12 protein-coding genes are annotated in these 16,139 nt (G+C 37.7%); all 12 read right to left on the bottom strand.

What is annotated here, in order from left to right; genetic code table 11:
• Positions 1 to 34: 34 nt before the first annotated feature.
• A complete protein-coding gene (ilvB, locus tag P0092_RS01790; RefSeq protein ID WP_040758943.1) occupies positions 35 to 1,714 on the bottom strand; it encodes a biosynthetic-type acetolactate synthase large subunit in 1,680 nt (559 codons plus the stop codon).
• A 44-nt stretch (positions 1,715 to 1,758) separates the two neighbouring features.
• Positions 1,759 to 3,417, bottom strand: coding sequence for a dihydroxy-acid dehydratase (ilvD, locus tag P0092_RS01785; RefSeq protein WP_004619827.1), 1,659 nt, complete (start codon positions 3,415 to 3,417; stop codon positions 1,759 to 1,761).
• A 261-nt stretch (positions 3,418 to 3,678) separates the two neighbouring features.
• Positions 3,679 to 4,377, bottom strand: a complete 699-nt coding sequence (locus tag P0092_RS01780; RefSeq protein WP_004619826.1) for a CvpA family protein — start codon at positions 4,375 to 4,377, stop codon at positions 3,679 to 3,681.
• A 21-nt stretch (positions 4,378 to 4,398) separates the two neighbouring features.
• Entirely contained in the window at positions 4,399 to 5,595 is a 1,197-nt protein-coding gene (locus tag P0092_RS01775; protein ID WP_004619825.1) for a DUF5711 family protein, read from the bottom strand.
• 99 nt (positions 5,596 to 5,694) lie between these two features.
• Complete coding sequence (locus P0092_RS01770) at positions 5,695 to 6,717, bottom strand: YkvI family membrane protein (RefSeq protein WP_276187048.1); 1,023 nt, start codon at positions 6,715 to 6,717, stop codon at positions 5,695 to 5,697.
• Positions 6,718 to 6,830: 113 nt separating this feature from the next.
• Positions 6,831 to 8,249, bottom strand: a complete 1,419-nt coding sequence (locus tag P0092_RS01765; RefSeq protein ID WP_004619823.1) for a DUF4340 domain-containing protein — start codon at positions 8,247 to 8,249, stop codon at positions 6,831 to 6,833.
• A gap of 3 nt (positions 8,250 to 8,252) precedes the next feature.
• A complete protein-coding gene (locus tag P0092_RS01760) occupies positions 8,253 to 9,671 on the bottom strand; it encodes a GldG family protein (protein WP_276187047.1) in 1,419 nt (472 codons plus the stop codon).
• Positions 9,672 to 9,676: 5 nt separating this feature from the next.
• Positions 9,677 to 10,381 carry an ABC transporter permease gene (locus P0092_RS01755; protein ID WP_004619821.1) on the bottom strand — a complete coding sequence of 235 codons (705 nt, stop codon included), beginning with the start codon at positions 10,379 to 10,381 and terminating at the stop codon, positions 9,677 to 9,679.
• A gap of 2 nt (positions 10,382 to 10,383) precedes the next feature.
• Positions 10,384 to 11,331, bottom strand: a complete 948-nt coding sequence (locus P0092_RS01750) for an ABC transporter ATP-binding protein (RefSeq protein ID WP_004619820.1) — start codon at positions 11,329 to 11,331, stop codon at positions 10,384 to 10,386.
• A gap of 312 nt (positions 11,332 to 11,643) precedes the next feature.
• Entirely contained in the window at positions 11,644 to 14,370 is a 2,727-nt protein-coding gene (locus P0092_RS01745) for a cation-translocating P-type ATPase (protein WP_004619819.1), read from the bottom strand.
• A gap of 124 nt (positions 14,371 to 14,494) precedes the next feature.
• Entirely contained in the window at positions 14,495 to 15,190 is a 696-nt protein-coding gene (locus P0092_RS01740) for an MgtC/SapB family protein (RefSeq protein ID WP_004619818.1), read from the bottom strand.
• A 142-nt stretch (positions 15,191 to 15,332) separates the two neighbouring features.
• On the bottom strand, positions 15,333 to 16,019 hold the full coding sequence (gene spoIIR, locus P0092_RS01735) for a stage II sporulation protein R (RefSeq protein ID WP_004619817.1): 687 nt from the start codon (positions 16,017 to 16,019) through the stop codon (positions 15,333 to 15,335).
• Between the last annotated feature and the right edge of the window lie 120 nt (positions 16,020 to 16,139).

The raw sequence follows: 16,139 nt of genomic DNA, 5'->3' as shown, positions 1-16,139 counted from the left end.
ATATACCACCCTTTTTATTATTTGAAATGTAATGTTAACAGTCCACCACTTCATTTAATCCTGCTCCCGGCGGAACTATTGGAAATACCTTGTCGTCTTTGTCAATTTCAAAATTCAGCAGTACCGGTCGGCAGGTTTCAGCTAGAGCCGTATTAATAGCTTCATCTACCTGAGTCGGGTAATTTACGTTTATTCCTTTTGCTCCAAAGGCTTCCGCAAGTGCAGCAAAATCTGTTCCTCTGTCAATGGATGTCTGACTGAATCTTCCCCCAAAAAATAACTCCTGCCACTGACGAACCATTCCAAGTGATTTGTTGTTAAAAAGTGCTATTATTATTGGGAGTTTATACTCAACTGCTGTTGCGAGTTCACTGCAGTTCATTCTAAAACTTCCGTCTCCTGCAATATTTATAACTTTTTTGTCAGGTCTGGCAAGCTGTGCTCCAATACAGGCTCCAAGTCCGTAGCCCATTGTTCCCAGGCCACCCGATGATATAAACTGTCTGAAGCGATTATATTTGAAATACTGCGCCGCCCACATCTGGTGCTGTCCTACTTCTGTTGTTATTATTGCATCACCTTTAGTAAGCTCGCATATTCTTTCTATAAGGTATTGTGGCTTAATTGCTGTATCTGATTTATCATATTTTAAAGGATATTTTTCCTTCCATTCCAATACTCTTTTTGTCCAATCGGTATCGCTCTTATAAACTATACCTTTTAGCAAAGCTTTTAGTATTTTCTTTATGTCACCAACGAGAGGGTAATCTGCTCTCACATTTTTACTGACTTCAGCAGGGTCAATATCTATATGCATTATCTTTGCTTCCGGTGCAAAGGTGTTTATGTTGCTTACAATTCTGTCGCTGAAGCGAGAGCCTGCAACTATAAGCAAATCACAGTTATGTACGGCATAGTTAGAAGCTTTTGTGCCGTGCATACCCACCATTCCCGTATATAGTTGATGTGTGCCGGGGAAGGTCCCCATTCCCATAAGTGAAGTACATACAGGAATTGATGCTGTTTCAGACAGCTCTAATATTTCCCTTTCTGCTCCGGCTATACCGACTCCTGCCCCTGAAAGTAAAAAAGGTCTTTTTGCCTCGTTTATAGCTTGCATAGCCCTATCCAAATCCTCTGTGGATATATCAGTCAACTTTATTGACTGATAATCTTCTTTAGCAGGCTTTTGCGGTGTATATTCCACTTGGGTAGCCGTAACATCCTTGCAGACGTCCACCAATACAGGCCCCGGCCTGCCTTCTTTTGCAATGGCAAAGGCCTTTCTGATGGTAGGTGCAAGCTGTGTAACATCTTTTACTATAAAGTTGTGCTTGGTTACCGGCATTGTTATCCCCGTAATATCTACTTCCTGAAAAGAGTCCTTTCCTAAAAGTGAAGTAGGCACCTGTCCCGTTATTGCAACCATTGGCACGGAATCCATGTATGCTGTTGCAATTCCTGTTACAAGGTTTGTGGCGCCGGGCCCCGAGGTTGCTATACACACACCTACCTTGCCGGTTGCTCTGGCATAGCCGTCCGCCGCATGTGAGGCACCTTGTTCGTGAGAGGTAAGTATGTGCTGTATTTCATTTCTTGCTCTGTACAAGGCATCATAAATTATTATTGCCTGACCTCCCGGATATCCAAAAACCGTATCAACACCCTGCTCTTTTAAACATTCTATAATTACGTCAGCACCTGACAGTTTCATGCACACATCACTCTCCCCTTTTTATTCAATCATAAATTCTAAAATTATTTTAGTATTGCTCCTGTACTTGCAGATGTAACCAATCTGGCATATCTGCCAAGATATCCTGTGGTTATCTTAGGCTGTGGAGCCTTCCATGACTCTTTACGCTTTGCCATCTCTTCATCGGATACCTTAATATTTATACGACCTGAAGTTATATCAATGTCAACTATGTCACCTTCACATACAAGTGCTATAGGGCCGCCTTCCATTGCCTCCGGTGATACATGTCCGATTGAAGCTCCTCTTGAGGCACCGGAGAATCTGCCGTCTGTGATAAGTGCAACGTCACTGTCCAAGCCCATTCCCGCAATAGCGGATGTGGGGCCCAGCATTTCTCTCATACCGGGGCCGCCCTTTGGTCCTTCATAGCGGATAATTACAACATCACCTTTGTTTATTTTCCCGTTATATATAGCTGTAATTGCATCATCCTCACTGTCAAATACTCTTGCAGGACCTGAATGAATCAGCATTTCTTCAGCTACAGCCGACTTTTTCACAACTGCTCCGTCAGGTGCAATATTACCTCTTAATACGGCTATCCCCCCGGTAGTACTGTATGGTGCATCTATGCTTTTTACTACTTCATAATCCTTTACTTTCGCACTTTTTATATTTTCTTCTACTGTTTTTCCTGTAGCCGTTATCAAGTCCATATGAAGCAAATCTTTTTTAGCCAATTCACTCATAACAGCCTGAACACCGCCTGCATTGTATAAATCCTGTATATGATATTTCCCCGCCGGAGCTAACTTACACAGGTTTGGAGTCCTGGAGCTGATTTCATTAATAATGTCAAGGTTTATCTCTATGCCGATTTCATTTGCAATGGCCGGAAGATGAAGTACGGAGTTTGTTGAACAGCCAAGGGCCATATCCACTGTTAATGCATTTTCAAATGCTTCATTTGTGAGTATGTCAGAAGGCTTAATGTCTTTTTCAACCAGTTCCATGATTTTCATTCCTGCATACTTAGCAAGTCTTATACGCTCTGCATATACCGCAGGGATTGTTCCGTTTCCCGTAAGCCCCATTCCAAGAACTTCTGTAAGACAGTTCATGGAGTTTGCCGTAAACATCCCTGAGCATGAGCCGCAGCCCGGACATGCTTGGTTTTCAATCTCATCCACTTCTTCCTTCGTCATTGTCCCTGCTTTATAAGAACCAACGGCTTCAAACATACTGTTTAAATCAAGCTGTTTTCCATCTTTGTTAAGGGAAAGCATCGGCCCTCCGCTGATAACTATGGACGGAATATTTACTCTTGCGGCAGCCATCAGCATTCCCGGCACAATCTTATCACAGTTTGGTATGAAAACCATTCCGTCGAAGCTGTGTGCCATTCCCATTGCTTCACAGGAATCAGCGATTAGTTCTCTGGTTGCAAGTGAATATTTCATTCCCGTATGTCCCATTGCTATACCGTCGCATACGCCGATTGCACCAAATTCTATTGGTGTTCCCCCTGCCATTCTGATTCCGGCTTTTACCGCTTCAGTTATTTTATCCAGATGTATGTGTCCCGGTATTATTTCACTTTTTGAGTTTGCAACACCTATTAACGGTCTTTCCAATTCTTCATCAGTATATCCCATAGCTTTGAATAGTGATCTATGGGGTGCTTTTTCTATGCCTTTTTTCACTACATCGCTTCTCATATCAAATCCTCCTCTTCTTTGCAGCAATCCTATATTTTAATAAATCTCCTTATATTATTACTTAATATGCATAAATATACAAAAAACAGCCGGAAAAATTCCAAGACTGCGTATTAGCCATATTATAAAATTATAATATAAATTGTAAGAAACTGTTTTTTTAAAGTAACATTATTCTACTATTAAGATGGAAGTGTGTCTATAAGCTTGAGTGAATTAGATAAAAAACATTAACTGGAGTAGTGTATAAAATAAAAAACATTAATTCTGCTTAATGTCATTGGGTGATATCCAACTAACAATAAAATTGTTTTCATAAAAATGTCCGGCAAACAAGGATGTTTCTATTTCGTCTATAGATGAACTGAATTTCGGAAATGCACTGAACAGTACAAGAATTGCACAAATTACATAAACCGCAAGTATTCCCTCTACCGCACCCAGCACTATTCCTCCCGTTTTATCAAGCTGACGGAATACAGGTACTCTTGCAATAGTTTTTATGATAACTTTTGCAAATATGAGTCCAAACCTAATAAGAGCGTATATTATTATTAAACTTAAAATATTCATTACAAGTGAAGCAATTTCAGAGCCAACAGCATTTATTATACCCGAAAAATCAAGTATATTACTGTTTTGTATATGTGTTAATATGGAATCTTTTAAAAAGCCCGGCAATTTCAAACCTTCCACTATTGATTGTGCCGTCGCCTCCTTGGCGTTTGATATGGTTTGTTCCTGCTGCTTCATCAGCCCTCTTATTACTGACATTTTTACACTGTCAAATAGTACTGTCTTCTGAAGTATTCCTGAGAGAACAGGATAAAATTTAACTGCAAAAATAACAGACAAAATATATGACAATAGTCTGAATACTGAATAAAGAAAACCATTTTTCAATCCAATAAAAGTAAATACGGCTATAATGATCAAGACTGTAAAATCTGCCCAGTTCATACTGTTTCCTTCCTTAGTATATTAAGTCGTACTGTCATCTATTTTTACGGTTTCTATTGAACCTCCGGAAACTACAGTAACCTCGTTATCTCCCACAAGGTAAGCATCCTTCAATTCATTTCTTGCAGAGTACTGTCCCAGTTTTTCACCTTTTATGCTATAAAGATAGACACTTCTCTGAGTACGAAGTAATAGCCTGCCTCCACGGATATCCATTCCGATTATATTCTCCGGCTGTTCAAAACTGTATAACACATTACCTTTTTTATCTAAAACAATAATCTTCTGACCTGCAGTTCCCCCTTCTGTTGCAAACTTACCTGCAACAACTATGTATTTATCAACCTTAGGCACAACACAGAAAATTGATTCAGCGTTTTTTCGCCAAACTTCTTTCCCCTGCTTGTCCAAATAAAGTATTACATTTTGTCCAACTGCCACTATATTATCACCTTGTATTAATGCTAATGGAATTATGGTATCCGTAATATTCACTGATGCAAAGGGTTTCTCATCATATATATTGTTAAATTCCAGCTTGGTTCCGGTTTTAACAGTATCTGTAGTTAATTTGTTTATGAATACGTCGTCTCCGCCATGAATAGATTTTGCAGATACAACAATATCCTCAGCACATAATTTTGTATACTTTTCCAAACCGTTTATATCTATAACCTGAACGGCAGATTTAAAGTCCTTTGACTGTGTAACAACAGTACAATAACCGTCATCGCTGACATCTAAGTTAATTATCTGATTATCAAGTTTTTTTGACCAAAGCTGCTTTTTGCCCTTATAAAAAAACATGTCCCTACCCGATATATCAGCTACTACCATATATTTATCTGACATTCGCAGCACCGGCCTTGCCATAGTCAATGCATTTTCCTGAAGAAGTTTACCTTTTCCGTCATACCATCTTATACTGTCTTGTGATAATATTACTGTAAATCCAGCATATAATTTGCAATCTACGTTTCCATCCTGAGAGAATGTAATCTCTGTTGATGCTGCTTTTTTGCTGTTTGATTTATCTTTCAGGAAGGCTACCGCATCTTTTACACTCATTGTTGAAAAATCGTAGCCCGAATTTTTTAGATAAACTATAAAAGCAGTTGTGGAAATGGCAATTAAAAGTAATAGAAATGTTATTACACTGACAATACCTGATTTCTTAAATTTTATGACTTTTGACTCAGGGTTTGGATTAGTGCTCAAATATATTTCACCTCATACTTCATCTTTAGTTATAATCTTATGACTAAATTTTAGCACATCAATGTGATTTTATCCAGTTTCCCTTGTTCAAAAAGAAAATTAACCTCGGGAATATTTATTTGAAAATAATCCTCGTACATGTTGGAATAGTATTACAAATACCATGAATAATCCCAGATATCCGAATACAGGGTACAATGTGGAAATAAGATTTGAAAATCCAAGAGAAGTCAAAGGTATTGTCATAGCACATAGTATTACCGCTACCAGTTTGTAATTAAGCTTCAATTTTTTGCTTATTCTGTCCGCAAGACAATATCCCGATGTAACTGTTGATATAAACATTGCCAATATCAAAACTCCGCTGTATATTTGCGATAATAGTCTGCTATTATTCTGTATTATTCCCAGTACCGGTATTTCCGAAGTAATTGAATGAGGGTAGAAAAGGTAAAGGGCGGAATTAAGAATTAGGGCAGTGACTCCCAACATTCCTCCTCCTACCACTCCTCCCCATGCACTGACTTTCCTTGACTTCAGGTATGGCAGCATCCCTGTCAGAAGTACCGTTGACAGTATTGTGTTGTAACTGACATATAGTATAGCTGAAAAGACCCAGTTGTTTGTTATTACACTGAATTTATTAGATATATTAAATACGGATGTATCCTTTGATACAAGTATATAGCAGCCTACAAAGACTATTCCTGCAATAAGCACCGGAGATATAACTGAGCTTAGCATCACAATTCCCTTTATATTTGTTAAAATCGCAATAAGACACACAGCGACCCCTATAATCACGCAGACTCGGTAATCAAGCCCGGTAATATCCATTAGTATATTACCCAGCCCGGCAGTCATTACACTCATAACGCAGGCCATAAACAGCATTACGATGAACTCCATTACTCTTCCTAAGAAATAACCCATCATAGGAAATAGAAATTCATCGTAGCTTCTTATTCTATCAGTATAAACTTTGCTCAGTACTATATACCCTATAATTGAAAACAGTCCTCCCGCAAGAATTATTCCAAGAAAGCCTCCTTTATAATAAATTGAAAAGAACTGTATTATTTCCTGACCTGATGCAAATCCTGCACCTATTATTGTTGCCATATATAAAAAGGCAACTTTGAGTATATTAGAAAACTCTCCTTTTATCAAAAAAAGCAACTCCCAACATAGATTTTTATATAATTCTATGTGGGAGTTGCCCGGCAAATTACATTTTATTTTACTTTATCTACTGCTTCTTTGAGCTTCTTTAAAGTATCCCTTACTCCTTCAGCTTCATTAAACTTGTTTTTAAGAACCAATCTGTTTGTATATACACCATCTTTTACTGCATAATAATAGTTGGTATCTTTAGGGATAAAGTCAACTGTTACTACTTTATTATCCGGTTTCATATAGTATTTAATAGTAATCTCAGGCGTTCCTTGAGGTTTAAGACCTGCTTGGTACTTGTTAAAGGTTACACCTATCATTGCCTGATAAAAGGCTTTGAAAAGTGATCTGTCATTGCTGTCCTTCATGTTTGCATCTTTACCATCAACCTTGAACTTATCCTCTTCCTTCTTGCCTTCAACAGTTTTTAATTCAGAAACTGTTGTTTTACCGTCAATACTTAATTCTACCTTGTTAACTTCGTTTATGTTTGGTATATAAACAAATGGGCTTATTATATCCTTTAAACCAACATCAAGGAATGTTAACTTTGAAACATCCACTGTAAATACAATATTTGCATCAGGGAACTTTGCATATAGAATATTTCCTGAGGAAGTTGAACTGTTTGCATCTGCTGCGGCCTTATCACCCAGTAACACTATCTTAGTGGTATTTTTATTACCATAAGTAATTTCATATGCAGGTTTATCAAGACCGTACTTAGCAAGATTTGCAGGCTTCTCCTCAATAATGTCCTTAATTTCCAGCTGTACAACTGTCTGTACCAACTGACTAATCTTTGTTGTATCTGCTTCTTCCTTTAACGGAGCCAATATTTTCATATCTGACTCAGATTCAATATCTATAGAATACTGCAGATTTCCATCTTTCTTATATCCGAACTTCTTAACTGCAGTTGCTTCTATAGGAAGTATTTGCTTTGATGCAAAATGTCCTCTGCCTACTTTTATCATATCTTCATAATATCCACCTACGGTATATATTTTTTGCTGACCTTTTAGTTTAACGTAAACGTCTTCTCCTGTAGGCGATTTATTTCCAACTTCAAGTTCCTTTGAACTTCCGTCAGATAAAACTACTTTAACCACCGACGGTTTATCAAGCCCAAAGTCTGATAAACGATCGGATTTTTCAGCAATAACCTTGTTTGCCACTACATCGGCCAGACTGCTTACAGTATTGTCTACTGTATTTTTATCCAATGCCAGTTCATATGCAGGGTCCATTACCCAAGTATCTCCTTGCCTTTTTATGGTAAACTGACCTTCAGGACTTGAATACTGGATTGAACTGATTTTCTGAGAATCCATTTCCATTACCCTAATGGATTTGTCAGTCTCGGTAGTTTGAGCGGCCGGATCGGTAGTTCCGGATTTTTTGTAATTAATGAAAAAATATGCTCCTACCAGAAGTCCCAGAACTACAACCAATATAATTGCATTTCTATATAACTTCATATTTTACAAGTGCCTCCTTCTGGACCAAACAAACAAACCGCAACCAAGGATCAGAAGAGGAAGTACACCAATTAGAACAATAGAAAGAACCTTAGTCTGGCTTTCTGTTACGGTTAATGCCTTAGGGATAACCACTTTGCTTGAAATAGTCTGCTCATCGGTTTTATCCTGCATCCAGTTAACTACTGTAGTAAGGAAATAGTTTGTTCCGTATTGGAAGTAAGTTCCGTACTGACTTGCTAAAGCTTTGTCACTAAGGAATTTGCTATTACCGAAAACCAACACCTTACTTCCTCCGCTTACCTCTGCAGCTACAGCTAAGTTGAATGGTCCCTTGTTTACTTTTCCGCCCACTATGTCGGTAGACTCAGCCTTATTTGTTGTTGTGATAAGTTGAGTATTTGTCAACCAGTCCTTTTGATTTTTCAAAATATTGATACTTCTTGAATCCGGCATAAATACAGGATAATTTGCTCCTGCAAATGCCTTGTTTATGTCATTTTCCGTTAAGCTGGCAATAAGTGCATAATCATCGTTTGGCAAGTGCCTGTTTGAATCATTTTCCTTAACCTTATCATAATTGAATCCTATGTTAAAGTAACTCAGTGAATCTTCAAAGTTAGTTAGCTTATCATTTGATTCTAATGAGTCAAACAAGAATATAATCTTACCGTTCTTCTTAACATATGCGTCAAGCTTAATCTTTTCCTCATCAGTCAAATCCTTTTGAGGAGATGCAAATACTAACAGATGGCAATCCTCAGGGATATTTTTCTCTGTGAGCAGTGAAAGACTCTTTACTTCAAGGTTATTACTTTGTAATATCTTTGAAACCTGATTAAGGTCATTCTTCAAGGAAAGTTCATTATGTCCTTCAACAAAGTATGCAACAGGAGTTACATCTGAAGCAACAAACTTGATAGCTCCGGTTATCAGAGGCTCTGCACTGTAAGTTCTTCCTGTCTGTTGATTGCTTTGGCCATAAAGGTCCTGTGCTCCCAATCTTCTTACCTTATTGCCTGATTTCACAACGAAATCGCCCTTTGTAAGTCCCAGTGTCTTTTGGGGGTCAAGAGAGGTTAATGTTCCCGGATCTTTATCAGGGTCAACGTATTTAACCTTTACTCCCAAATCTTTATATTCATTAATGAGATTTGTAATTTCTCTATATTCCGAACCACCCGGAATAGTAGCATTATCAAACAAGCCATATATTGTAACTTCTTTTTTGATTTTCTTTACAATGTCCTTACTCTGCTCACTAATACTGTATAATTTTGCAGAAGTTAAATCCAATCTGAAATTACCCATTCCAACAAGCAGGTTTACAACAATTGCTATTGCAATAACAGCAACAATTAGAACTATGGAATTTGTCCCGTATTTAAGAGACCTTTTATTCATAAATTTGAATTTCCCCACTTTTATCACCCCTTACTCCAACGTCTTTTTTCTATTATCCTGATTGTAATAAATACAAATATAGCCGAAAAACTCAGGTAGTACACAATTGGTGCAAGAGAAAGAATTCCGGCATAGAAATCTTCTGTTCTTGAAAACAGAGAGAACCAGTTTAACACTTTTGCTGTTACTCCACCAAGTGCCGGAGCTATTCCCTGAAGCAGCCACATAAGTACCAAGCCAACTACACTTACTATTGCTGCTATTATCTGACTTTCGGTTAATGATGAAGCAAATAGTCCAAAGGCAAGGAATGAAGCACCTAAAAGTATAAATCCTATATATCCGCCAATAATCTCAGACATTGCAGGTTGTCCAAAAACTGCAAGAATTATGGGGTATATAAACGTAATAGTTGTCATTATCAAAAAAACGGATAAAGCTGCAAAATATTTACCAACTACAATATTTGTCAAACTTGTAGGCGATGTTATCAGCATCACTTCAGTACCGCTCTTTCTTTCGTCTGCCAATATCTTCATTGTGAGTATGGGAATTATAATTATTAATATTATAGACATATAGTTCAGATTAAAACTAAAATCTGCTGTCTGTGATACAAGGTTTATATAAAATATTATTGAAGAAACCAAAACAAACATGCCCATCATTACGTAAGCCGTAGCCGAAGTAAAATATGATTTGAATTCTTTTTTAAATATAGAAAACATGATTATATAACCTCCTTTTCCTGTGTGGTAATCTGCAGGAATATGTCTTCAAGAGTAAGATCCAGTGATTTCAACTCTAGAATAGGATATCCAGCCTTAGCCATAGCAAAGAAAAGAGGACGTCTTACGTCAACTTCCTTATCGGACTCGATGATGTATTCAACAACATCCTGATCCTTTTCTACATGGGGTTCTACATATTTGATTCCGTAAATTCCCTGAATAAATCCAATGATTGAACTCTTAGGTCCTGCGATTGTAGCTGAAAGCTTGCTGACAGTACCCATTCCCTTTGAAAGGTTTTCAGGGGTATCTATAGCAGCTATTTTACCCTTGTTAATGATAACAACTCTTTCACATACCGCACTAACTTCAGGCAGAATATGTGAACTCAGTATTATGGTATGCTGCTTTCCAAGCGCCTTTATAAGCTTCCTGATTTCAATTATCTGCTTTGGGTCAAGACCAACTGTAGGTTCGTCAAGAATAAGCACTTCAGGACTGCCCATAAGTGCCTGAGCCAAGCCAACTCTTTGTTTGTATCCTTTTGAAAGATTTTTTATCAATCTTCCTCTTACGTCGGTTAATTTAACCAGTTCCATAACATCATCCATCTGGCTCTTCTTCTGCTTTTTACTTACATTCTTTAAGTCTGAAGCAAAACCCAGATATTCTGATACTGTCATATCCATATACAATGGTGGCAGTTCAGGCAAATAACCTATTCTTCTTTTTACTTCCGCAGGATTTTCCATAATATCGAATCCGTTAACTTTTACAGTTCCTTCTGTTGAAGGTATAAACCCGGTAATGATATTCATGGTAGTTGATTTTCCGGCACCATTAGGCCCTAGAAAACCAAGTACTTCACCTTTCTCAACTGTAAAACTTATATCGTCTACAGCCTTTATCTGACCATAACTTTTGGTCAAATTCTGAATTTCAATCATTTTTTTCCCCCCTAAATTGTTTCCGTGCATTATAACACTTTTTTAGGCATGTTTTATATGATACACATGTTATATTATCCACAATTTTTTTTAATAAACTATGAACTAAATGTAACATTTAGTATCTGCTAAATTATATAGTTTTTTTCTGCCATTTTCAAGCTATTATATATGAGAAAGGGTTGAAACTCCTTTTATTCAAGGATTTTTTACAAAATATTCTATGGAAAATACCTCCGTAAATTTAAAAAAGGATATATTAAATTGGGCATAACCCATTTAATATATCCTTAATTTTTTATTTAACTATAATCAGCAGTATCTATTTTTTTTGTTTATCCCAATAAGACTTGACAGAACAGGTCCCATAAGCGAAAATGCTGCGATAAGCATCCATTCGTTCAATCCAAGAGGTACTGTTTCAAATACCCCTTGAAGAGACGGTATGTATACAACGGCAAGTATCATTGCAAGTGAGCATAAATTAGCCAGTACCAAAGGCATATTGTTAAAGAGATCTATTTCAAAAATATTTTTCGTTTCGGATTTACATTCAAACACATGAACTAACTGAGTAAGTACAAGTGTCATAAATGCCGCCGTACGAGCGAGCTCTACATTACTTACAAAATATATGACGGTAACAAATACTCCCAGAGTACTTAATCCTATAAATATCCCTCTTGCTATTATCAATTTCAGCAAACCACGGGAGAATATATTATCATGCGCACCCCTTGGCCTGCGAAGCATTATATCATTTTCAGGCGGGTCAAGGCCAAGAGCAATGGCAGGTAACCCATCTGTAACAAGATTTACCCACAAAATCTGAATGGGCATTAGTGGTATGGGCAGCCACAACAGCATTCCCAGAAACATGGTTAATACTTCTCCGAGATTACATGCAAGCATATACCTGATAAATTTTCTTATATTATTATAAATAACACGGCCTTCTTCTACTGCCGCAACTATTGTGGCAAAATTATCATCAAGGAGTATCATTGAGGAGGCTTCCTTAGTTACATCCGTTCCGGTTATACCCATAGATACACCTATATCAGCCTCTTTTACCGCAGGCGCATCGTTAACGCCATCACCTGTCATAGCAACTATGTGTCCCGTCCTTTTTAAGGCTTTTACAATCATTAATTTATGTTTTGGAGATACTCTCGCATAAACAGATACGGAATCTACCAGTTTTTCAAGCTGTGTCTCTGTCATCCCGTTAAGTTCCTGCCCGGTTAGAACCTGGTCACCCAAGGAATATATATTTAGCTCCTTAGCTATAGCAGTCGCTGTAAGCTTGTGGTCTCCTGTTATCATAACAGGTTTAATTCCTGCCAGTCTGCATTTGCGGACTGCTTCAACGGCTTCTTTTCTGGGAGGGTCAATCATTCCCATTAAGCCCACAAAAATAAGCTCATTTTCAATATTTGTCTTACCCGGATTATATTTACCGGTCTCAAGTTTTCTGTAGGCTACCCCTATAACTCTCAGAGCATCATTTGCCATTGTATCATTTAGTTTTATTATTGACCTTCGGGTCAACTCATCCATTTTTATAACGCCCCGTGAAGACAGTATTCTACTGCATTTATCAATAATTACATCAGGCGCTCCCTTGGTAAATACCAGCAGTTCTTTGCTGTTATTTTTACATATGATGGACATACACTTTCTTTCGGAGTCAAAGGGTATCTCATCAATACGTTTATATGACCTGTTCAGGTAGCCTTCATTTATTCCCGCCTTTGCAGCAGCTATAGTTAAGGCTATTTCAGTAGGATCACCTGAAATTTTGAAGCTTTCCTGTTTTGAAAAAATCGACTTAATTTTTCCCACCGTGGTATGCTCCTGAACAGGATGTGAAATTACTGAGTTATTGCATAATGCTCCTATTTCAAGGGCAAGCCTTATTCCGTCAACTTTCGAAGGGTCAGCAGGCCTGTTATCAATCAGGAAATTACCTTCCAGATTATATCCATTTCCGGTTATATCAAGTTGATAACCTGAGGCATACATTTTCCTCACTGTCATTTTGTTTTCTGTAAGGGTTCCCGTTTTATCAGAGCAGATAACGCTGGCGCAGCCAAGGGTTTCAACCGCAGGCAGCTTGCGTATTAACGCATTTCTTTTCAGCATTCTCTGAACACCGAGAGCAAGAGATATTGTCACTATTGCAGGTAATCCTTCGGGAACTGCTGCAACTGCAAGACTTATACCTGACAACAGCATGTTAAAGAGCTTTTCGCCCCTCATTATTCCCGTAATTGACACTATTGTACATATAAGCAGACACCCCACTGCTATAAATTTCCCCAAGTGCCCTAAACGCTTTTGCAGAGGAGTTTCATCATCCTCTATATTCTGAATCATATCAGCTATGCTGCCCATTTCGGTTTTCATACCTGTGGCATATACTACTGCTTTACCCCTTCCTCCGGTAACAACTGTTCCCATATATACAGAAGATTTCTTATCAAAAGGGTCCATTAAAGCATTTTTGTTCTTTAGCTGGTGTTTTTCTACCGGTAGTGATTCACCGGTCAAAAGAGATTCATCAATGGAAAGACTGTTACATTCCAGTAGAGCGGCATCAGCTGCCACCCTGTCCCCCGCTTCAAGCACAAGAACATCTCCCGGAACTATATCCTCTGCAGGTATGCTTGCCTGCTGCTCATTTCGGATGACCTTTGCATAGGGTGCCGCAAGAGATTTTAACGCCTCCATGGTTCTCTCGGTCCTGTACTCCTGCACAAATCCCATTATGGCATTTACTACGATTATTGCTATTATTGTGATTGCTTCCGTCATCTCACCCATAAAGCCCGAAATAACAGTTGAAACCATAAGGATTATAACCATTAAATCAGTAAACTGCTCAAATAGAATTTTAATCGGGGAAATTCTTTTTCTTTCCGACAACAGATTAGGTCCGTGTTTTTCAAGCTTGTGTCTGGCCTCCTTATCAGTAAGGCCCTTTGATAAAAGGTTGTCGGGGTTCGTAAAATTAAGCATGGATTCAGTTACACTCATCTTGTCACCTTTGAAAATCACCTTTCTTGTATTCTACGAATATGTCTATTCAATGGATTACAAAAATAGTACAAGATTTTACTTGTTGTCCATACCTATATTATGTTCATTTATATGGTATATTCTATACTTCCTCGTAAACCCGCCTTACTGTGCCGTTACAAAGGATGGCTTCTATAATCTCTGCAACCGAAGCCTGCATACCGGGGGCTAATGTAAACCTGAGTATCATTTCCCCGTCTCTTTCACTGCTTATGAAATCCGTCTTTATCAGCTGTCCACCCATTTCCTCAATTATCTTTGACAGCTCGTTTACTTCACCTTTTTTAATTTGAGTGTGTACATATAGCCGTGTACTTTTTTTTACATTCATTCTGCCTTGTGTCTTTTTTGCCACCCCAAGTGTAAGAAATATGAAGGCAGTTGCAATGAAAGCTCCTCCGTAGAAACCTATTCCTACAGCAATTCCTACACAGGATACAGCCCAAAGGCTTGCTGCCGTGGTCAGCCCCTTTACACTTATTCCTTCTTTTATTATTGTTCCTGCTCCAAGAAAACCGATTCCACTTATAACCTGAGCGCCTAATCGTGCAGGGTCGGTATTTACATGGGAAGAAAAATGATAATAAATATATTCGGAAGTTATCATAACCAGTGCTGAGCCGACGCAGACTAATATATGGGTTCTGAAACCTGCCGGTCTATGTACATGCTCTCTTTCAAAACCTATAATCCCACCAAGCATACAGGCTAATGCCAGCCTTATAATCATTGATAAATAAAATTCCGCGTTACTGTTAAACCAACTTATAATCCACATAAATTACCGCCGTTTCTATGTTAGTGATTTAATATTTTAATTAAATTATATCAGTACTTAATAAAATTAGAATAATTAATTCTTTAAAATATAAAAAGCCATGCAGCAAATAACACCACATAGCTTTTTAGTACAGGAGGATTTAATTAAACATTTTGTTTATTACTCCGGACAATTTTACTTTAGAACCTTCAAGAAACTCAACCAGCTTAAATTTAATTTTTACCGGTATTTCTTCATCAGACGTGGTAATGAGCTTGTACTCCTCGGCTGATAAGGAAGTCTTGAGACCCTTTTTGACTGAATCGGGAATAGTTCCGTGTGTTGCATCTATGAAGCAAAGAGGCGGGAAAAGCACACACCACCAGTTTGCTCCGGTTCCCTCTCCGATAACTACTCTTAATGCTTGGTACTCTCCCGCAGGAAGAGCTATATCTCCATAAGTCTTTGTTGGAAAATTATAGTTTCCCAACGATGCCTTGACTGAATAATCACTATTATTCTTTTTTATTACGTCTTTTGATATATTTTCAATATTTAATAAATTTTCATTTATTATTTTTTTTGTCTGATCAATATCCTGTGAAGCCGAAAGTTTATCCTTCATATATTCTATAATTGCATCCCTTACCTTGAGCTTCAGCGCCTGATCCGATTTAGAATCACTGTTTGCTATTACATGAAGTCTTACAAGATTCTCTGACAGTCCCGCATTTACATCCTCAGCATATGTGTAAGATAGTAACCATAAAGAAAGTACTATCAAAATCGCTACCGTAATGCATACCTTTAAAGTATTATTTGTTTTTAGTGACAAACCCTTATTCATATGATTCCCCTCCATATCCCCAATGTGCCTTTTTTATCTGGCACTAACATATTTTTTAAAATTACTAAAATTATGTCCGTTATTCATAATAATAGTAAAAAAGTATCTATGAATAATTGT

Origin of the sequence: Ruminiclostridium papyrosolvens DSM 2782, from assembly GCF_029318685.1 — a bacterium.
Classification (GTDB): domain Bacteria; phylum Bacillota; class Clostridia; order Acetivibrionales; family DSM-1351; genus Ruminiclostridium; species Ruminiclostridium papyrosolvens.
The sequence above is the reverse complement of the archived record's forward strand: the minus strand, read 5'-3'. Positions and strand labels throughout refer to the sequence as shown.